Genomic DNA, 16,655 nt, shown 5'->3' on the forward strand with positions numbered 1-16,655 from the left:
GGAGCCCCGCCGGGCCCGGAGCCCGAGCCCGGATGCCTGTCCCGGTCTCCGATCCCGGCCCCGGCCCGGGCGCTGGCGCCGTCGCGCCGGTCAGAGGACGAATGCCGCCGCGCCGTTGTCGGCGACCATCGGACGCCCGGCGCCGTCCCAGGCGAGCATGCCGCCGTCCACGTTCACCGCGTCGATCCCCTGCCGCACCAGATACTGGGTGACCTGCGCCGAACGGCCGCCCACCCGGCACATCACAAACGCCTTCCGTCCGTCGGCGACCGCCTCCGTGACCTCGCCGAAGCGGGCCACGAAGTCGCTCATCGGAACATGCAGCGCGCCCTCGACATGACCGGCCGCCCACTCGTCGGCCTCACGGACGTCCAGCACCAGCCCGTCGGCCGGCACCGCCGCGGCGTCGACCGAGGGCAGCGGGGCGAAGTTCATGGGGATTGCCTTCTCTCGTACGGGACCGGCACCGGGGCCGGATCGGGGCGCCACGGCCGGGCGCCATGACCGGGCCCGGGCCCGGGAAATCTACTCCACCAGTTTGGCGAGTTCCGCCTCACGCCCCGAGACCTCCGCGAGAAGCTGCTCCGCGATCTCCTCCAGCAGCCGGTCCGGGTCGTCGGGCGCCATCCTGAGCATCGCGCCGATCGCGCCCTGCTCCAGCTCATGGGCGACCAGCGTCAGCGCCTCCTTGCGCTGCGACAGCCACTCCAGCCGGGCGTACAGCTCCTCGCTCTCGCTCAGCTCCGCCGGGCGTGGCGCGGGCCCCGCCGCCCACTCGGCGGCCAGCTCCAGCAGCAGCGCCTCGTCCCCGCGCCCGTAGGCGGAGTTGACCCGCGTGAGAAATTCCTCACGGCGCGCCCGCTCCCCGTCGTCCTGCGCGAGATCCGGGTGCGACCTGCGCACCAGATCGCGGTAGATCTTGCGCGCCTCGTCGCTCGGCCGGACCCGCTTGGGCGGCCGTACGGGCCGGTCTGTCAACATCGCCGACGCCTCGGGCGACAGACCATCGGAATCAAGCCAGTCGTGGAACAGCTCCTCCACACCCGGCATCGGCTGCACCATCGCCCGGGCCTCCCGCGCCTTGCGCAGATCCTCCGGATCGCCGCTGCGGGCGGCGCGGGCCTCGGCGATCAGCGCGTCCAGCTCGTCGAGCCGGGCGTACATCGGCCCGAGCCGCTGATGGTGCAGCCGGGAGAAGTTGTCGACCTCGATCCGGAACGTCTCCAGGGCGATCTCGAACTCGATCAGCGCCTGCTCGGCCGCGCGCACGGCCCGCTCCAGGCGCGCCTCGGGCCGCGGGTCGGATGCTTCGGTGGCGTCCGGCACGTCTCGTACGTCCTGCTCGTCGTCGTTACGGATCGTCGGCTCCCCAGGGGCGTCGTGCATCACCCGACCAGCCTACGGGCGGATCGGGCGGCCCCTGCCCCTCCCCGGCCGCTGAGGACCCGTACCAGCCGCTCAGACCCCCAGTTCGGCGGAGATCCGACCGCCGCGCACCGCCGCGACCAGCTCCGCGTGGTCCGCCTCCGTACGGTCCGCGTACGCCACCGCGAAGCCGGCCACCGCCGCGTCCAGTTCCTCGTTCTTGCCGCAGTACCCGGCGATCAGCCGCGGGTCCACGCTGTGCGCGTGGGCCCTGGCGAGCAGCGCTCCGGTCATCCGCGCGTAGTCGTCGACCTGGTCGGCGGGGAGCGCCGCCGGGTCCACGCTGCCCTTGCGGTTCCTGAACTGCCGTACCTGGTAGGGCCTGCCGAGGACAGTCGTCCAGCCCAGCAGGTTGTCGCTCACCACCTGCATCCGCTTCTGGCCGAGCACCACGCGCCGCCCCTCGTGCGCCACCTCCGGCGGCTCGAAACCGATCGCCGGCAGATGAGGCAGCAGGGCGGAGGGCCGCGCCTCCTTCACCTGGAGTACGAGCGGCTCACCCCGGTGGTCCAGGAGGAGCACCACGTACGACCGAGTCCCCACGCTCCCGGTGCCGACGACCCGGAACGCCACGTCGTGGATCGCGTACCGCGCGAGCAGGGGCAGCCGGTCCGACGGGAGGGTGGCCAGATACGCCTCCAGCGAGGCGGCCACGGCAGCCGCCTCCTCGTCGGGCACACGGCGCAGCACGGGCGGCGCGTCGACGAAGCGCCGCTCGGCGGCGGCCTGCCCGTCCGCGCCGTCCACCGCCTCGGTCGACCGGGCCGCGAACCGCGCGCTCGTGTTGTTGCGCGCCTTCTCCGAGACGCGCTCCAGCGTGCCGGCGAGGTCGCGGGCGTCCGTGTGGGAGACCAACTCCTCGTCCGCGATCGCGTTCCACGCGTCGAGCACCGGCAGCTTCGCCAGCAGCCGCATCGTGCGCCGGTAGGCCCCCACCGCGTCGTACGCCGCGCTGCGGCAGATGTCCTCGTCCGCGCCCGCCTCCCGCCCGGCCAGCACCAGAGAGGCGGCGAGCCGCTTGACGTCCCACTCCCACGGGCCGACCACGGTCTCGTCGAAGTCGTTGAGATCGATGACGAGCCGGCCGCGCGCGTCCCCGTACAGGCCGAAATTGGCCGCGTGCGCGTCGCCGCAGAGCTGCGCGCCGACGCCGGTGACCGGTGTGCCCGCCAGGTCATGGGCCATCAGTCCGGCGGAGCCCCGCAGAAAGGCGAAGGGGGTCGCGGCCATCCGCCCCACCCGTATCGGCGTCAGCCCCGCCACCCGACCGCGGTTGGACTCCTCCACGGCCCGCACCGCGTCCGGCCGCCCCGCCACCGGGGCCGCCGCGGCGTGCGAGGACCTGGGCACCCGCTCGCGCAGCGCCCGCCCCCGCTCCTTCGGCGTCCGCGCGCCGTCCGCCTCCCCCGGGACCGCGCGCGGCGCGAACCCCGGCACCGGCGGAATCCGTACCGTCCCGGCTGCCGTCCCCGGCCCGACAGCGTCCATGACGTGCCGCCTCCCCCGTACTCGTCGTGCGTCGTGTCCCGCCGTGCGGGATCAACCGCTCACGACCGTACCGCCGGATCCGAACAGGCGCCCGCCCCTGTGGATAACCCCGGAGCGCCCGCCTGCCGACGCGCCGGACGCGCCGGACACACCTGCCGACGCCACTGTCCGACGCCACTGTCCGACGCCACGGATCCGACGCCGCTGTCCGAGACCCGGCCGACCACCGGTCCGGCGTCCCTCCGACGACCTCCCGACGGCCTCCCTACGACCTCCCGGACGTAACCTGCGTCACAGCTCCCGCACTCCCCGACCCCCTCCGGCCTCCCGAAAGCCCTCGCGGACTCCTCGGAACCCTGCGGCCGGACACACAGAAGAACCCCCGCTCCGGAAGATCTCCGGAGCGGGGGTTCGACCAATCCGCTGTGGGTAGTCACTGACTACCCGCTGTGCGCGAGGGGGGAGTTGAACCCCCACGCCCTTTCGGGCACTGGAACCTGAATCCAGCGCGTCTGCCTATTCCGCCACCCGCGCATTGGGTGTGCCGTCCGGTGCTTCACCTGCTGGTGTTCCGCTGGTGTGCGCTCCTGGCGACATCGAGAAGATTAGCACGCCGCGAGGGGTGGAATCACATCCGTTTGTTTCGACGATCCGACCCCGGAACAGGGAACGGACCACGGCCGCCACCCACTCCTCCTGAGTACACCCCGGGTGCGGGACACTGGCGTCAGGCCGCCTCTACGATCCCGTGTGAGAGGTGACACTCATCGACGGGGCAGACAAGGGGAACCAGCCGATTTCCCGACGCGTGGATACGATCAGTAAGCAGTACCAGGACGGCAACGACGGAGGAGGTGCCCCATGGGAGTCATGAAGCGTTTCGAACAGCGTCTCGAAGGTTTGGTCAATGGCACCTTCGCGAAGGTGTTCAAGTCCGAGGTCCAGCCTGTCGAGATCGCGGGTGCCCTCCAGCGCGAGTGCGACAACAACGCGACGATCTGGAACCGCGAGCGGACCGTCGTGCCCAACGACTTCATCGTGGAGCTGAGCACGCCGGACTTCGAGCGGCTCAGCCCGTACTCCGGGCAGCTCGGCGACGAACTGTCCGGGCTGGTCCGCGACTACGCGAAGCAGCAGCGGTACACGTTCATGGGGCCGATCAAGGTCCATCTGGAGAAGGCCGAGGATCTCGACACCGGTCTCTACCGGGTGCGCAGCCGAACCCTGGCGTCGAGTACGTCACAGGCCGGCCCCGACCGCGGCGCGGCCGGACACCCCGGCCCCGCGGCACCCGCCTCGCCTCCCCGGGGCGCCCCCGGCGGTTACGGCTACCCGCCCTCCGCCGTGCCCCCCATGCCCGCCTCCTCGCCGCCCGGAAGCCCCGGCGGCCCCGGCGGCCGGCCCGCGGGCCCCGGCCCCGGAGCGCTGCCGCAGGGCCAGACGCGCCGCTGGATCGAGATCAACGGCACCCGCCACCAGATCTCCCGCGGCACCCTCGTCCTCGGCCGCAGCACCGACGCCGACGTACGGATCGACGACCCGGGAGTCTCGCGCAGGCACTGCGAGATCCGGGCCGGAACGCCCTCCACGATCCAGGACCTCGGGTCGACCAACGGCATCGTGGTGGACGGACAGCACACCACCCGCGCTACGCTCCGCGACGGCTCGCGGATCGTCGTGGGCAATACCACCATCGTTTTCAGGCAAGCCGAAGGGTGAAGCGGGGGCAATGTCAGAGCTGACCCTGACGGTCATGCGGCTAGGTTTTCTGGCCGTTCTGTGGCTGTTCGTGATCGTGGCCGTACAGGTCATCCGCAGCGACCTGTTCGGAACACGCGTCACGCAGCGCGGCTCACGCCGCAACGCCGACGCCCGTCCGCAGCAGGCCCGCCAGTCCGCGGCGCCGCCCCAGCAGCGCCAGCAGCAACAGCAGGGGGGCAGGCAGCGCAGGGGAGCGCCCACCAAGCTGGTCGTCTCCGAGGGCAGCCTCACCGGCACCACGGTGGCCCTCCAAGGACAGACGATCACGCTGGGCCGCGCCCACGATTCGACCATCGTGCTGGACGACGACTACGCGTCCAGCAGGCATGCCAGGATCTACCCGGACCGTGACGGTCAATGGATCGTCGAGGACCTCGGGTCCACCAACGGCACGTATCTCGACCGGACCCGGCTCACGACCCCGCAGCCGATCGCACTGGGCGCTCCGATCCGCATCGGAAAGACCGTCATCGAGCTGCGGAAGTAGTACGACAATGAGCGAGCGGAGCGAGCGAGCCACGACGGTCCCCACAGCGGACCGCAGCAGGCTCCCGACCGGAGGGTGGGCAGTGTGGCTCGAGACCGGCTGGCGCGACAGTCGACCGGCGAGCCGACGGGCGAGGTGCGCATGAGTCTGTCTCTGCGTTTCGCCGCCGGGTCGCACAAAGGAATGATCCGCGAGGGGAACGAGGACTCCGGCTACGCCGGCCCCCGGCTGCTGGCCATCGCCGACGGCATGGGCGGCCAGGCGGCCGGCGAGGTCGCCTCGTCCGAGGTGATCTCCACGCTCGTGCAGCTCGACGACGACGTCCCGGGCTCCGACCTGCTCACCTCGCTCGGTACGGCGGTGCAGCGCGCCAACGACCAGCTCCGCGTGATGGTCGAGGAGGACCCGCAACTGGAGGGCATGGGCACCACGCTCACCGCCCTCCTGTGGACCGGCCAGCGGCTCGGCCTCGTCCACGTCGGCGACTCCCGCGCGTACCTCCTGCGCGACGGCGTACTGACCCAGATCACCCAGGACCACACCTGGGTGCAGCGGCTGGTCGACGAGGGCCGGATCACCGAGGAAGAGGCCACCACCCACCCGCAGCGCTCCCTGCTGATGCGCGCGCTGGGCAGCGGCGACCACGTCGAGCCGGATCTCTCCATCCGCGAGGTCCGCGCCGGCGACCGCTACCTGATCTGCTCCGACGGCCTCTCCGGCGTCGTCTCGCACCAGACGATGGAAGAGACCCTCGCCAGCTACCAGGGCCCTCCTGAGACCATCCAGGCCCTCATTCAGCTCGCCCTGCGCGGCGGCGGACCCGACAACATCACCTGCATCGTCGCCGACGTCCTGGACGTCGAGTCCACCGACACCATGGCGGGCCTGCTCAGCGACACCCCGGTCGTCGTCGGCGCCGTCGCCGAGAACCAGCTCCCGCTGAACTCGGCGGAGAACGCCGCGGCGATGCAGACCCCGGCCGGCCGCGCCGCCGGCCTCGGCCGCTCCGTACCCCCGCAGGGCGCCGGCGGCTTCGGCCCGCCCGGCAGCGGCGACGACACCGACTACGGGTACGGCGGGGCGACCCCCGGGGACGGCTTCGGCGCGTACGACGGCTCCGACGACTACGTCAAGGAGCGCCCGCGCCGCCGGTGGCTCAAGAGATCGCTCTACTCCGTGCTCGCGCTTGCCGTCGTCGGCGGCGGTCTGTACGGCGGCTACCGCTGGACCCAGACCCAGTACTACGTCGGCGCCAGCGACCAGCACGTCGCCCTCTACCGGGGGATCAGCCAGGACCTCGCCTGGCTCTCGCTCTCGAAGGTCGAGAAGGACCACCCCGAGATCGAACTCAAGTACCTCCCTCCGTACCAGCGCAAGCAGGTCGAGGACACGATCGCCGAAGGCAGCCTCACCGGCGGCCGGAAGAAGATCGAGGAACTCGCCACCCAGGCCTCGGCGTGCAAGAAGGAAGAGCAGCGCCGCACCGCCGGCCAAGAGTCCAATGTGGCCACAGGCGAGGGACAGGCCGGCGGTACGACCGGTACGTCTCTCACCAGGTCCGCCACCGTCAACCCGAAAGCCGCGACTCCCACTCCAGGCCCCAGCCTCTCCGAAGAGGAGCAGAAAGTGGCCTCGAACTGCGGTAAGCAGCAGTAGCCGGCCGTAGGGGGCCCTTCACCACCATGAGCGTTGTCACCAACACGACCACCATCGGCGCGATCGAAGCACCGAGCCGCCGCAACACCGAGCTCGCCCTGCTCGCCTTCGCCGTAGCCATCCCCGTGTTCGCGTATCTGAACGTGGGGCTGGCCATGGACGGCAAGATCCCCGCGGGGATGCTCGGATACGGGGCCGGCCTCAGCCTGCTCGCGGGCGTCGCGCACCTCGTGGTGCGCAAGTTCGCCCCGTACGCCGATCCGCTGTTCCTGCCGCTGGCTGTGCTGCTCAACGGCCTCGGGCTGGTGCTGATCTGGCGCCTGGACCAGTCGCCGCGGCTGATCCAGCTCGCCAAGATCGTCACCAAGTCCGAGTACAACCCGGCCGCTCCGGGCCAGCTCCTGAACTCCGCGATCGGCGTCGCGCTCTTCGTCGCCGTACTGATCGCGCTCAAGGACCACCGCGTCCTCCAGCGCTACACGTACATCTCGATGGCCGTCGCGCTCTTCCTGCTGATCCTGCCGATGTTCTTCCCCGCGAAGAACGGCGCCAAGATCTGGATCACCCTCCCCGGCCTCGGCTCCCTCCAGCCCGGCGAGTTCGCGAAGATCATCATCGCGGTCTTCTTCTCCGGCTACCTGATGGTCAAGAGAGACGCCCTGGCCCTGGCCAGCCGCCGCTTCATGGGTCTTTACCTGCCCCGCGGCCGCGACCTGGGCCCCATCCTCGGTATCTGGGGCGTCTCGATCCTCATCCTGGTCTTCGAGACCGACCTCGGTACCTCCCTGCTCTTCTTCGGTCTCTTCGTGGTGATGCTGTACGTCGCCACCGAGCGGACGAGCTGGATCGTCTTCGGACTGCTGATGTCGGTCGGCGGAGCCGTCGGCGTCGCCACCTTCGAGTCGCACGTCCAGTCCCGCGTCAACGCCTGGCTCGACCCCTTCGCCTGCTACGAGACCAGCGGCGCCTGCCAGCAGATCGGCGACGCCCTGCTCTCCTTCGGTTCCGGCGGCACCCTCGGCACCGGACTCGGCCAGGGCAACTCCGACCTCATCGGGTTCGCCGCCAACGCCGACTTCATCCTCACCACCATCGGCGAGGAACTGGGCCTGGCCGGCACCATGGCCGTCCTGATGATCTACGCGCTGATCGTGGAGCGCGGCGTACGCACCGCCCTCGCCGCCCGCGACCCCTTCGGCAAGCTCCTCGCCATCGGGCTTTCCAGCGCCTTCGCCATCCAGGTCTTCGTCGTCGCCGGCGGTGTCATGGGGCTCATCCCGCTGACCGGTATGACCATGCCGTTCGTCGCGTACGGCGGCTCCTCCGTCCTCGCCAACTGGGCCCTGATCGGCATCCTCATCCGCATCAGCGACACCGCGCGCCGACCCGCACCGGCCCCCGCCCCGTCCCCCGACGCCGAGATGACCCAGGTGGTCCGACCGTGAACAAGCCCCTGCGCCGTATCGCCATCTTCTGCGGGCTCCTCATGCTCGCCCTGCTGCTCCGGGAGAACTGGCTCGGCTTCGTACGCTCGAACGAGCTCAGCTCCCACGATTTCAACAAGCGGGTGCAGATCGAGCGGTACAGCAACGCACGGGGCAACATCATCGTCGACGGCAAGCCCATAACCGGCTCCGCCAAGACCGACGACACGTACTACACGTACAAGCGCACCTACGCCGACGGCCCGATGTGGGCGCCCGTCACCGGCTACGCCTCGCAGGCGTTCGGTGCCACCCAGATCGAGTCCATCGAGGACGGGGTCCTCACCGGCAACGACGACCGGCTCTTCTTCGACCGCACGATGTCCATGTTCACCGGCGACGAGAAGAAGGGTGGCAACGTCGTCACGACGCTCAACGGCGCCGCCCAGAAGGCCGCCTACGACGGTCTCGGCAAGAAGAAGGGCGCCGTCGCCGCGATCGACCCGGCGACCGGCAAGATCCTCGCGCTGGCCTCCACCCCCAGCTACGACCCGGCCACCTTCGCCGGCCGTACGGAGAAGGACTCAGAAGCCTGGGTCGGCCTCGACAAGAAGAACGACCCCGACGACCCGATGCTCAACCGGGCACTGCGCGAGACCTACCCGCCCGGCTCCACCTTCAAGGTGCTGACCGCCGCCGCCGCCCTGGAGCACGGCAAGGTCAGCGACGTGGACGCCCCCACCGACACGCCGCTCCCGTGGATCATGCCCGGGACCACCACCCCGCTTCCGAACGAGGGCAACATCCCCTGCAAGGACGCCACCCTCCGGATCGCGCTGCGCTACTCCTGCAACACCGTCTTCGGCAAGCTGGGTTCGGACCTCACCAAAGAGAAGATGCTGGAGACCGCGAAGAAGTTCGGCTTCAACGAGGAGCAGTTCGTCCCGGTCCGCGCGGCGGCCTCGGTGTTCCCCGAGGACATGAACAGCTCGCAGACGGCGCTCTCCTCCATCGGCCAGTTCGACACCCGCGCCACGCCCCTCCAGATGGCCATGATCGCCGCCGCGGTCGCCAACGACGGCAAGCTGATGAAGCCGTACATGGTGGACCGCCTGGAGTCCCCCAGCGTGGACGTGCTGGAGAAGACCGAGCCCGAAGAGCTGAGCCGGCCCCTCTCGCAGGAGAACGCCCAGAAGCTCCAGAGCATCATGGAGACCGTCGTCGACGAGGGCACGGGAACCAATGCCAAGATCCCGAACGTCACAGTGGGCGGGAAGACCGGCACCGCCCAGCACGGCGAGAACAACAGCAAGAATCCGTACGCGTGGTTCATCTCCTACGCCAAGACGGGTGACGGCTCCCCGGTTGCCGTCGCGGTCGTCGTCGCCGACAGCGATGCCAGCCGTGACGACATCTCCGGTGGTGGCCTCGCGGCCCCCATCGCCAAGGACGTGATGAAGGCGGTCATCGACAGTAAGAAGTGACGCCCGTCACGACGCACGTCCATACCCGCACAATGCGATACCGGTCGTATATCAGCTCACCGTTACGGGCCAACCTCATACGGCGTGCCCGGTAGCGTAGGCGCGAACAGCACACCGCCGGACCACTCGCCGGTGCGGTCGGGACTGACGGAGAGGGCTGGAACGTTATGGAAGAGGCGCGTCGCCTCGGCGGCCGGTACGAACTGGGCTCGGTGCTCGGTCGTGGTGGCATGGCAGAGGTCTACCTCGCCCATGACACCCGGCTCGGCCGTTCCGTAGCCGTCAAAACCCTGCGGGCCGACCTGGCCCGCGACCCGTCCTTCCAGGCGCGGTTCCGCAGAGAGGCCCAGTCCGCGGCCTCCCTGAACCACCCGGCGATCGTCGCGGTCTACGACACCGGCGAGGACTACGTCGACGGCGTCTCCCTCCCGTACATCGTGATGGAGCACGTCGACGGCTCCACGCTCCGCGAGCTGCTGCACTCCGGGCGCAGGCTGCTGCCCGAGCGCACGCTGGAGATGACCGTCGGCATCCTCCAGGCGCTGGAGTACTCGCACCGCAACGGGATCGTCCACCGCGACATCAAACCGGCCAACGTCATGCTGACGCGCACCGGTCAGGTCAAGGTCATGGACTTCGGCATCGCCCGCGCCATGGGCGACTCCGGCATGACGATGACGCAGACCTCCGCCGTCATCGGCACCGCCCAGTACCTCTCCCCCGAGCAGGCCAAGGGCGAACAGGTCGACGCGCGTTCCGACCTCTACTCCACGGGCTGCCTGCTCTACGAACTCCTCACCGTCCGGCCGCCGTTCATCGGCGACTCCCCGGTCGCGGTCGCCTACCAGCACGTACGGGAAGAGCCGCAGACGCCCAGCGTCTTCGACCCCGAGATCACGCCCGAGATGGACGCGATCGTCCTCAAGGCCCTGGTCAAGGACCCGGACTACCGCTACCAGTCCGCCGACGAGATGCGCGCCGACATCGAGGCCTGCCTCGACGGCCAGCCCGTCGCCGCCACGGCCGCCATGGGCGCGGTCGGCTACGGCGGCGGGTACGGCGCCGACCAGCCGACCACGGCGATGCGCTCGGGCGACCCGGCCGGCCAGACCTCGATGCTCCCGCCGGTCAACCCGGACGACGGCGGCTTCGGCGGATACGACGACCGCCCCGCACGCCGCCGCCAGCAGCCGAAGAAGTCCAACACGTCGACCATCCTGCTCGCGGTCGCGGGCATCCTGGTACTGGTCGGCGCGATCCTCATCGGCAAGTACATCTTCGACGGCAGCGGCGGCGAGTCGAAGGGCCAGGTGGACGTCCCGCAACTCGTCGGCAAGCCCTTCACCGACGCGGAGACCCTCGCGGAGAACGCCTCCGTGAAGGTCACCCAGTCCGGCGCGGAGCGCTGCGAGCACCCCAAGGGCTCCATCTGCAGCCAGACGCCCGAGAGCGGGCAGATGGCCAAGGGCGACACGATCCAGGTCGTCGTCTCCGAGGGCGCCCCGCAGATCGAGGTCCCGGACGTCACCGACAAGCTGAAGGACAAGGCGACCGTCCAACTGGAGAACAAGGGCTTCAAGGTCGAGTACAAGGAGGAGGAGTCCGACCGGGACTCCGGCACCGTGCTCTCCCAGGATCCCGAGGGCAACTCCCAGGCGGAGAAGAACTCCACGGTCACCCTGACGATCGCGACGAACACCCTGATCCCCGTCCCGAACGTGACCACCAACTCCGTGGACACGGCGGAGGCACAGCTCAAGACGCTCAAGTTCGTCGTCGTACGGAACCCGGTCGACTCCGACCAGCCCGCCGGCACCGTCGTCAAGCAGACCCCGCCGGGCGACACCAAGGCCGCCGAGGGCTCCACCGTCACCCTGGACGTCTCCAAGGGCCCGCAGCAGGAAAAGGTGACCATCCCCGCCGACATCCTCACCGGCAAGCGCCTGGGCGAGGTCAGGGGCACGCTCCAGGGCCAGGGGCTGAACGTCGCGGTCGCGGGCGGCTCGTCGGGCGACGACAACGCCATCGTGATCGGCAGCGACCCGCGCCCCGGTCAGGAAGTGAACAAGGGCGACACGGTCACCCTGACCACCTTCGGCGGCCAGAACAACGGCAATGGGAACGGCAACGGCAACGGGAACGGGAACAACGGCGACGGGAACGGCGGAGGCTTCTTCGGCTTCGGCGGCGTGTCCGACGTCCCCTTCCGGCCCGAGAACTCGTAGACCCTGTAGCCCCAGCTCAGCTCGGCCCAGCGAAATGCCCCGGCACCCACAGCAGTGGCTGCCGGGGCATTCCCGTGACCGCGGCGGCAGCCCTCCAGAGCTCCCGCTCCCCGGCCCTCGCGCTCCCCGGCCCTCCGGCCGTCAGCGCAGCTCCGGCGGCGGCGTGCGCTCCTTGTCGACCTTCTCCGTGCGCTCCAGCTCGGCCCAGACGATGTAGCGGTAGTCCGAGGTGTAGACGGGCGTGCAGGTCGTCAGCGTCAGGTAGCGGCCCGGCTTGGTCTTCCCCGACTCCTTCGGCACCGGCATCAGCACCTCGACGTTGTACTTCGACGTCTGCGGAAGCTCCTTGTACACCTTGTAGACGTACCAGGTGTCCCGTGTCTCGAAGACGACCGCGTCACCCGTCCTGACCTTGTGGATGTTGTGGAACCTCGCGCCGTGCCCGTCCCGGTGCGCCGCCAGCGTGAAGTTCCCCTGTTCGTCCCAGGGGAGCGCCGACTTGACCGGATCCGTGTAGTAGCCCGCGACGCCGTCGTTCAGCAGGGACGTGTTCGTCCCCTTCTTCACCAGGACCTCACCGCTGTCCATCGCCGGGACGTGCAGGAAGCCGATGCCGTCCGCCGCGTCGAAGCTCTTGGGTCCGCCGCCGCCACCGGTCGCCTCGCGCGCCCAGTTGTGCCGTACGTCGTCGCTCTGCTTCCCCGCCGCGCGGTCGGCCAGCACATTCGTCCACCACAGCGAGTAGACGACGAAGAGGCCCAGCACCACCCCAGCCGTGATGAGCAGTTCGCCGAAGACGCTGACGGCGGCGGCGACCCGGCCCCGGGGACGGCGTCCCCGGACCTGGACCCGGACGGGGGCCGGAGCCTGGGCGGCTGCCGGGTCCGGCTCCGAGGACGGCGGCGGTGCGCCGGTCTGCTCTTCGTGCCCGGTGTTCGCTGCCACGGCACCCGTCCCCGTCCCTGTCGTGATTCCGGCCGCTCGGCCGGGCGTCGGACCCCGCGGGACCCGCCGGCCTCAGCCGACGAGCGCGTCGGGCTTCCCCTTGCTGCGCGGCCGCTCGTCCACCATCTTGCCCCACACGATCATGCGGTACGTACTGGTGAACTCCGGGGTGCAGGTCGTCAGCGTGATGTAGCGCCCCGCCTTCGTGAACCCCGACCCCGGCGGCACCGGAGTGATCACGCTGACGTTCGACGGCGGCGTCTGCGGCAGGATGCTGGTCATGTCGTACGTGTAGTACGCGTCCTGCGTCTCGACGATGATCTCGTCACCGGGCTGCAACCGGTTGATGTAACGGAACGGCTCCCCGTGGGTGTTGCGGTGGCCGGCCACCGCGAAGTTGCCCTGCTTGTCGGAGGGCATCGCCGTCTTGAGCGAACCCTCCGCGTAGTGACCGACCATCCCGCGGTCCAGGACCTTCGGCTTGCTGATGCCCTCCGCGATCGGCACCACGACGTCCAGCTTCGGGATGTGCATGATCGCGAAACCCTGGCCCGGCTCGAAGGCCCCGGGCTGCCTCCCCTCCGCCCAACCGCTCTGGATCTTGTCCGCCTCCTTGCCGGCGTACTGGCCTGCCTGGATGTTCGTCCACCAGAGCTGGTACCCGACGAACAGCAGCATCAGCACACCGAAGCTGATGAACAGCTCACCGATCACCCGGCTCGCGATCACGGCGGGGCTCTCCTTGAGGGCGCGCGCCGCACGCCGCGCCTCGACCCGCGAGAGCGGCCGGGAGGACGCCGCCCGTGTGGGGCCCGTGGCCGCGCGCTCCGCCTCGTTCCCGGCGCTCCCGGGGCCGCCCTCGCCCTCAGTCGCCTCGGCGGCGCGCCTACGGTCCCTGCCGCCGCCCTTGGCCGCCGCCGCCCTCCGGCGCTCCGCACGGCCGCCCGTACGCGGCTGGGACACCGACGGCGCCGCGACGGCCGGCGGCAGCGGGCCCGGGCCCTGCGCGGGGCCCGGTTCCACCACGGGCATGGGCTGTGTCACGAACTCCGCCGCGGCGGCCGTGGATATGGGCGCCGGCGCGGAAGCGGGGGCCGGGTCGGGCGCCGCCCGTGGCCGCGGCTCCGCCGCGTACTGCCGGTAGTAGTCCCCGGACCACTCGGGCCCGGGCCCGGCGCCGGAGCCCGCCACAGGGCCCGGAGGAGGCGCTACGGGGCCCGGTGCGGCCCGTTCGTCACGCCGCGGCCCCCGGTGCCGCCCCGGCCGCCGCACCGGCGGGTCGGGGGGCCCCGGTCTCTCCGCCCGACCCGCCCGACCCGGCTGACCCGGCTGACCCGGCAGCGGATCGTTCAGCGGGTCGGCGAGACCGTCCACCGCCGCCTCGAACGCGCGGGAGTCCCCGTACGCGCCCGGCTGGAAACCGTCCGGTTCGTACCGGTCCTGGTCGTACGCGCCCCCGTGACCGGCGTCGTGTTCGGGGCGCAGTGCGGTCACGCGAGCGCCTTGCCCACCACCGGCGCCAGTCCCGTCGAGCGGTTCACCGCGCCCGGATCACCGCACTGCGCCAGCCAGTTGGCCAGCATCAGGTGACCGTGCTCGGTGAGCACCGACTCCGGGTGGAACTGCACGCCCTCGACGGGCAGTTCACGGTGGCGCACCCCCATGATGATCCCGTCCTCGGTCCGCGCCGTGACCTCCAGCTCGGCCGGCAGCTCGGCGGGCTCGGCCGCGAGCGAGTGGTAGCGGGTCGCGGTGAACGGCGAGGGCAGCCCGGCGAAGACGCCCTTGCCCTCGTGTGTGACGAGCGACGTCTTGCCGTGCAGCAGTTCGGGGGCCCGGCCGACGACCCCGCCGTACGCCACGGCCATCGACTGCATGCCGAGGCAGACACCGAAGACGGGCAGGCCGGTCGCGGCGCAGTGGCGCACCATCTCGACGCAGACACCGGCCTGTTCGGGGGTGCCGGGGCCCGGGGAGAGCAGGACGCCGTCGAAGCCGTCGTCGGCGTGCGCGGTGGCCACCTCGTCGTTGCGCAGGACCTCGCACTCGGCGCCGAGCTGGTAGAGGTACTGGACGAGGTTGAAGACGAAGCTGTCGTAGTTGTCCACGACGAGGATGCGCGCGCTCATCGGGCCGCCCCCGCTCCGTCGACCGTCACGTCGTTGAACGGCAGCAGCGGCTCCGCCCACGGGAAGACGTACTGGAACAGCAGATAGACGACGGCGAGCGCCAACACGAGCGAGAGCGCCGCCCGTACCAGCGCGTTGCCCGGCAGATGCCGCCAGATCCAGCCGTACATGCTGTCCCTTCCGTTCGGTACCGCGCCAGGCGGTACGGCACCAGACTAAAGGGCCACGGGGGCGCGTGGGCGGCGCATCAGCGAGCTGCGCCCAGGTTCGGACTTGCTCTTCGTCACTCTCTTCGTCACTGCACGGGCGTCGCGTAGTGCAGGTCCACCGTGCCCGAGTAGCCGGGGAGCGTCTCTTTGCGCAGCTCATCGACGTGCCAGCCAAGGCCGTACGCCTTCACGTACAGCTCGTAGTTCTGGATCGCGGGTGAGTCATCGAGCGCCTTGCGCAGCGCGGTCCGGTCACCGACCGCCGTGATCCTGTACGGGGGCGAGTAGACGCGGCCCTGGAGGATCAGGGTGTTCCCCACGCACCGGACGGCGCTGGTGGAGATCAGCCGCTGGTCCATGACGCGGATGCCCTCGGCGCCGCCCTGCCACAGCGCGTTCACCACTGCCTGGAGGTCCTGCTGGTGGATGACGAGGTCGTTGGGCTGCGGCTCGGGATAGCCGGGGTTGGCGGTGGCGTTGGGCGGGGCGTCGTCGAGGGTGACGGTGAGCCCGGGGCCGGTGACCTTCCGGGTGCCCGCGGAGGCCTCCAGGGCGCGCAGCTCGGCGTTCTCGGCCTCGCTGGTGCCGTGGTCGCGGCTGACGAGCCGGTCGTTCTCCTGCCGTATCGCGGCGGTGGTGTCGCCCAGTTCGGCGTTCTTCCGGTCGCGTTCGTGGATCAGGTCGGAGAGCTTGAGCAGCGAGGTGTCCGTACGGAGGTTGGTGCCCTTGGCCGTGTTGAAGCTGGTGACGAAGATCAGCCCGGCGAGGGCGAACACCGCGGCCGTGAGGACCCGTACGGGGCGTGCTCCCGGCCGGCGGCCCGGCGTCCTTCCCGGCCCGGGAACCGGCCCCGGGACCGGCCCTGGGGGAGAGTCGGCTGAATTGCTCAACGTACCCTTATCTCCTTAGGCGCCGCGGAAGCACTACGCTAACGGACGCCCGGGGGCGGTGGTTCCCCCTGCTCTCCGCCCCGGGACCCGTTTACAGTCCCCTGCGCGGTCACGCAGCGCATCGACAGGAGAGTCCCTCGTGCCGAAGTCACGTATCCGCAAGAAGGCCGACTTCACGCCGCCCCCGGCGGCGAAGCAGACGACCGCCATAAGGCTCACCAACCGGAGCTGGGTGGCTCCGGTGATGCTGGCCCTGTTCCTGATCGGGCTGGCGTGGATCGTCGTCTTCTATGTGACCGAGGGCGATCTTCCGGTGAAGAGCTTCGGCAACTGGAACATCGTGGTCGGGTTCGGCTTCATCGCCGCCGGTTTCGGTGTCTCCACCCAGTGGAAGTAGCGGTCCCGACCGCTCCGCGTCAAGCTCTCCCCATGCTTGTCCACATCGTTATCCACAGGCGGGGGAAAAGGTCGGAAGATCTGTGGATAACTCCACGAGTGGTTGACGCCGGTGTGACCGCCACGGTCCCTCCGA

At 70.3% G+C, this 16,655-nt stretch carries 15 protein-coding genes and 1 tRNA gene; 7 read left to right on the forward strand and 9 right to left on the reverse strand.

Annotated features, from left to right (window positions below):
• Positions 1 to 90: 90 nt before the first annotated feature.
• The 4 genes from ACIQ7D_RS07515 to ACIQ7D_RS07530 form a co-directional block, all read right to left on the reverse strand.
• Positions 91 to 435, reverse strand: coding sequence for a rhodanese-like domain-containing protein (locus ACIQ7D_RS07515; RefSeq protein WP_403934649.1), 345 nt, complete (start codon positions 433 to 435; stop codon positions 91 to 93).
• Between the two features lie 90 nt (positions 436 to 525).
• A complete protein-coding gene (locus ACIQ7D_RS07520; protein WP_403935074.1) occupies positions 526 to 1,386 on the reverse strand; it encodes a hypothetical protein in 861 nt (286 codons plus the stop codon).
• Positions 1,387 to 1,458: 72 nt separating this feature from the next.
• Positions 1,459 to 2,913: a DUF2252 domain-containing protein gene (locus tag ACIQ7D_RS07525; protein ID WP_403934652.1), complete on the reverse strand. Its 1,455-nt coding sequence runs from the start codon at positions 2,911 to 2,913 to the stop codon at positions 1,459 to 1,461.
• A gap of 450 nt (positions 2,914 to 3,363) precedes the next feature.
• Positions 3,364 to 3,447, reverse strand: a tRNA-Leu gene (locus ACIQ7D_RS07530).
• 327 nt (positions 3,448 to 3,774) lie between these two features.
• On the opposite strand from ACIQ7D_RS07530, the gene ACIQ7D_RS07535 reads away from it, so the two are divergent.
• The 6 genes from ACIQ7D_RS07535 (at position 3,775) to pknB (ending at position 11,950) form a co-directional block, all read left to right on the forward strand.
• The gene (locus tag ACIQ7D_RS07535) at positions 3,775 to 4,632 is read left to right on the forward strand and encodes an FhaA domain-containing protein (protein WP_403934655.1); all 858 of its coding nucleotides are present in this window, start codon (positions 3,775 to 3,777) and stop codon (positions 4,630 to 4,632) included.
• Between the two features lie 10 nt (positions 4,633 to 4,642).
• A complete protein-coding gene (locus tag ACIQ7D_RS07540) occupies positions 4,643 to 5,161 on the forward strand; it encodes an FHA domain-containing protein (protein WP_329828253.1) in 519 nt (172 codons plus the stop codon).
• A gap of 141 nt (positions 5,162 to 5,302) precedes the next feature.
• The gene (locus ACIQ7D_RS07545; RefSeq protein ID WP_403934658.1) at positions 5,303 to 6,817 is read left to right on the forward strand and encodes a PP2C family protein-serine/threonine phosphatase; all 1,515 of its coding nucleotides are present in this window, start codon (positions 5,303 to 5,305) and stop codon (positions 6,815 to 6,817) included.
• Positions 6,818 to 6,843: 26 nt separating this feature from the next.
• The gene (locus ACIQ7D_RS07550) at positions 6,844 to 8,262 is read left to right on the forward strand and encodes an FtsW/RodA/SpoVE family cell cycle protein (protein ID WP_403934661.1); all 1,419 of its coding nucleotides are present in this window, start codon (positions 6,844 to 6,846) and stop codon (positions 8,260 to 8,262) included.
• Complete coding sequence (locus ACIQ7D_RS07555; RefSeq protein WP_403934664.1) at positions 8,259 to 9,725, forward strand: peptidoglycan D,D-transpeptidase FtsI family protein; 1,467 nt, start codon at positions 8,259 to 8,261, stop codon at positions 9,723 to 9,725. Before ACIQ7D_RS07550 ends, ACIQ7D_RS07555 begins: the two co-directional genes overlap by 4 nt.
• 167 nt (positions 9,726 to 9,892) lie before the next feature.
• Positions 9,893 to 11,950 carry a Stk1 family PASTA domain-containing Ser/Thr kinase gene (gene pknB / locus ACIQ7D_RS07560; protein ID WP_403934667.1) on the forward strand — a complete coding sequence of 686 codons (2,058 nt, stop codon included), beginning with the start codon at positions 9,893 to 9,895 and terminating at the stop codon, positions 11,948 to 11,950.
• 141 nt (positions 11,951 to 12,091) lie between these two features.
• Here pknB and ACIQ7D_RS07565 read toward each other — a convergent pair whose 3' ends face one another.
• The 5 genes from ACIQ7D_RS07565 to ACIQ7D_RS07585 form a co-directional block, all read right to left on the reverse strand.
• Entirely contained in the window at positions 12,092 to 12,895 is an 804-nt protein-coding gene (locus ACIQ7D_RS07565; RefSeq protein ID WP_403934670.1) for a class E sortase, read from the reverse strand.
• Positions 12,896 to 12,967: 72 nt separating this feature from the next.
• A complete protein-coding gene (locus tag ACIQ7D_RS07570) occupies positions 12,968 to 14,389 on the reverse strand; it encodes a class E sortase (protein WP_403934673.1) in 1,422 nt (473 codons plus the stop codon).
• A complete protein-coding gene (locus ACIQ7D_RS07575) occupies positions 14,386 to 15,024 on the reverse strand; it encodes an aminodeoxychorismate/anthranilate synthase component II (RefSeq protein ID WP_403934676.1) in 639 nt (212 codons plus the stop codon). The genes ACIQ7D_RS07570 and ACIQ7D_RS07575 overlap by 4 nt, the downstream gene beginning before the upstream one ends.
• Entirely contained in the window at positions 15,021 to 15,194 is a 174-nt protein-coding gene (locus ACIQ7D_RS07580; RefSeq protein ID WP_385005880.1) for a hypothetical protein, read from the reverse strand. Before ACIQ7D_RS07580 ends, ACIQ7D_RS07575 begins: the two co-directional genes overlap by 4 nt.
• Positions 15,195 to 15,319: 125 nt before the next feature.
• Positions 15,320 to 16,123, reverse strand: coding sequence for a DUF881 domain-containing protein (locus tag ACIQ7D_RS07585; protein WP_403934679.1), 804 nt, complete (start codon positions 16,121 to 16,123; stop codon positions 15,320 to 15,322).
• A 139-nt stretch (positions 16,124 to 16,262) separates the two neighbouring features.
• Between ACIQ7D_RS07585 and crgA the strand changes: the two genes are divergently transcribed.
• Entirely contained in the window at positions 16,263 to 16,520 is a 258-nt protein-coding gene (gene crgA / locus ACIQ7D_RS07590; RefSeq protein WP_403934682.1) for a cell division protein CrgA, read from the forward strand.
• Positions 16,521 to 16,655 lie beyond the last annotated feature (135 nt).

This window comes from Streptomyces sp. NPDC096310 (genome assembly GCF_044763125.1).
Taxonomy (GTDB): domain Bacteria; phylum Actinomycetota; class Actinomycetes; order Streptomycetales; family Streptomycetaceae; genus Streptomyces.

What these genes read in the sequence shown, in the direction of transcription:
- ACIQ7D_RS07575 (WP_403934676.1), bottom strand. Translation starts at nt 15,024, where the DNA reads ATGAGCGCGCGCATCCTCGTCGTGGACAACTACGACAGCTTCGTCTTC.
- ACIQ7D_RS07550 (WP_403934661.1), top strand. Translation starts at nt 6,844, where the DNA reads ATGAGCGTTGTCACCAACACGACCACCATCGGCGCGATCGAAGCACCG.
- ACIQ7D_RS07535 (WP_403934655.1), top strand. Translation starts at nt 3,775, where the DNA reads ATGGGAGTCATGAAGCGTTTCGAACAGCGTCTCGAAGGTTTGGTCAAT.
- pknB (WP_403934667.1), top strand. Translation starts at nt 9,893, where the DNA reads ATGGAAGAGGCGCGTCGCCTCGGCGGCCGGTACGAACTGGGCTCGGTG.
- ACIQ7D_RS07515 (WP_403934649.1), bottom strand. Translation starts at nt 435, where the DNA reads ATGAACTTCGCCCCGCTGCCCTCGGTCGACGCCGCGGCGGTGCCGGCC.
- ACIQ7D_RS07580 (WP_385005880.1), bottom strand. Translation starts at nt 15,194, where the DNA reads ATGTACGGCTGGATCTGGCGGCATCTGCCGGGCAACGCGCTGGTACGG.
- ACIQ7D_RS07540 (WP_329828253.1), top strand. Translation starts at nt 4,643, where the DNA reads ATGTCAGAGCTGACCCTGACGGTCATGCGGCTAGGTTTTCTGGCCGTT.
- ACIQ7D_RS07525 (WP_403934652.1), bottom strand. Translation starts at nt 2,913, where the DNA reads ATGGACGCTGTCGGGCCGGGGACGGCAGCCGGGACGGTACGGATTCCG.
- ACIQ7D_RS07545 (WP_403934658.1), top strand. Translation starts at nt 5,303, where the DNA reads ATGAGTCTGTCTCTGCGTTTCGCCGCCGGGTCGCACAAAGGAATGATC.
- ACIQ7D_RS07520 (WP_403935074.1), bottom strand. Translation starts at nt 1,386, where the DNA reads ATGCACGACGCCCCTGGGGAGCCGACGATCCGTAACGACGACGAGCAG.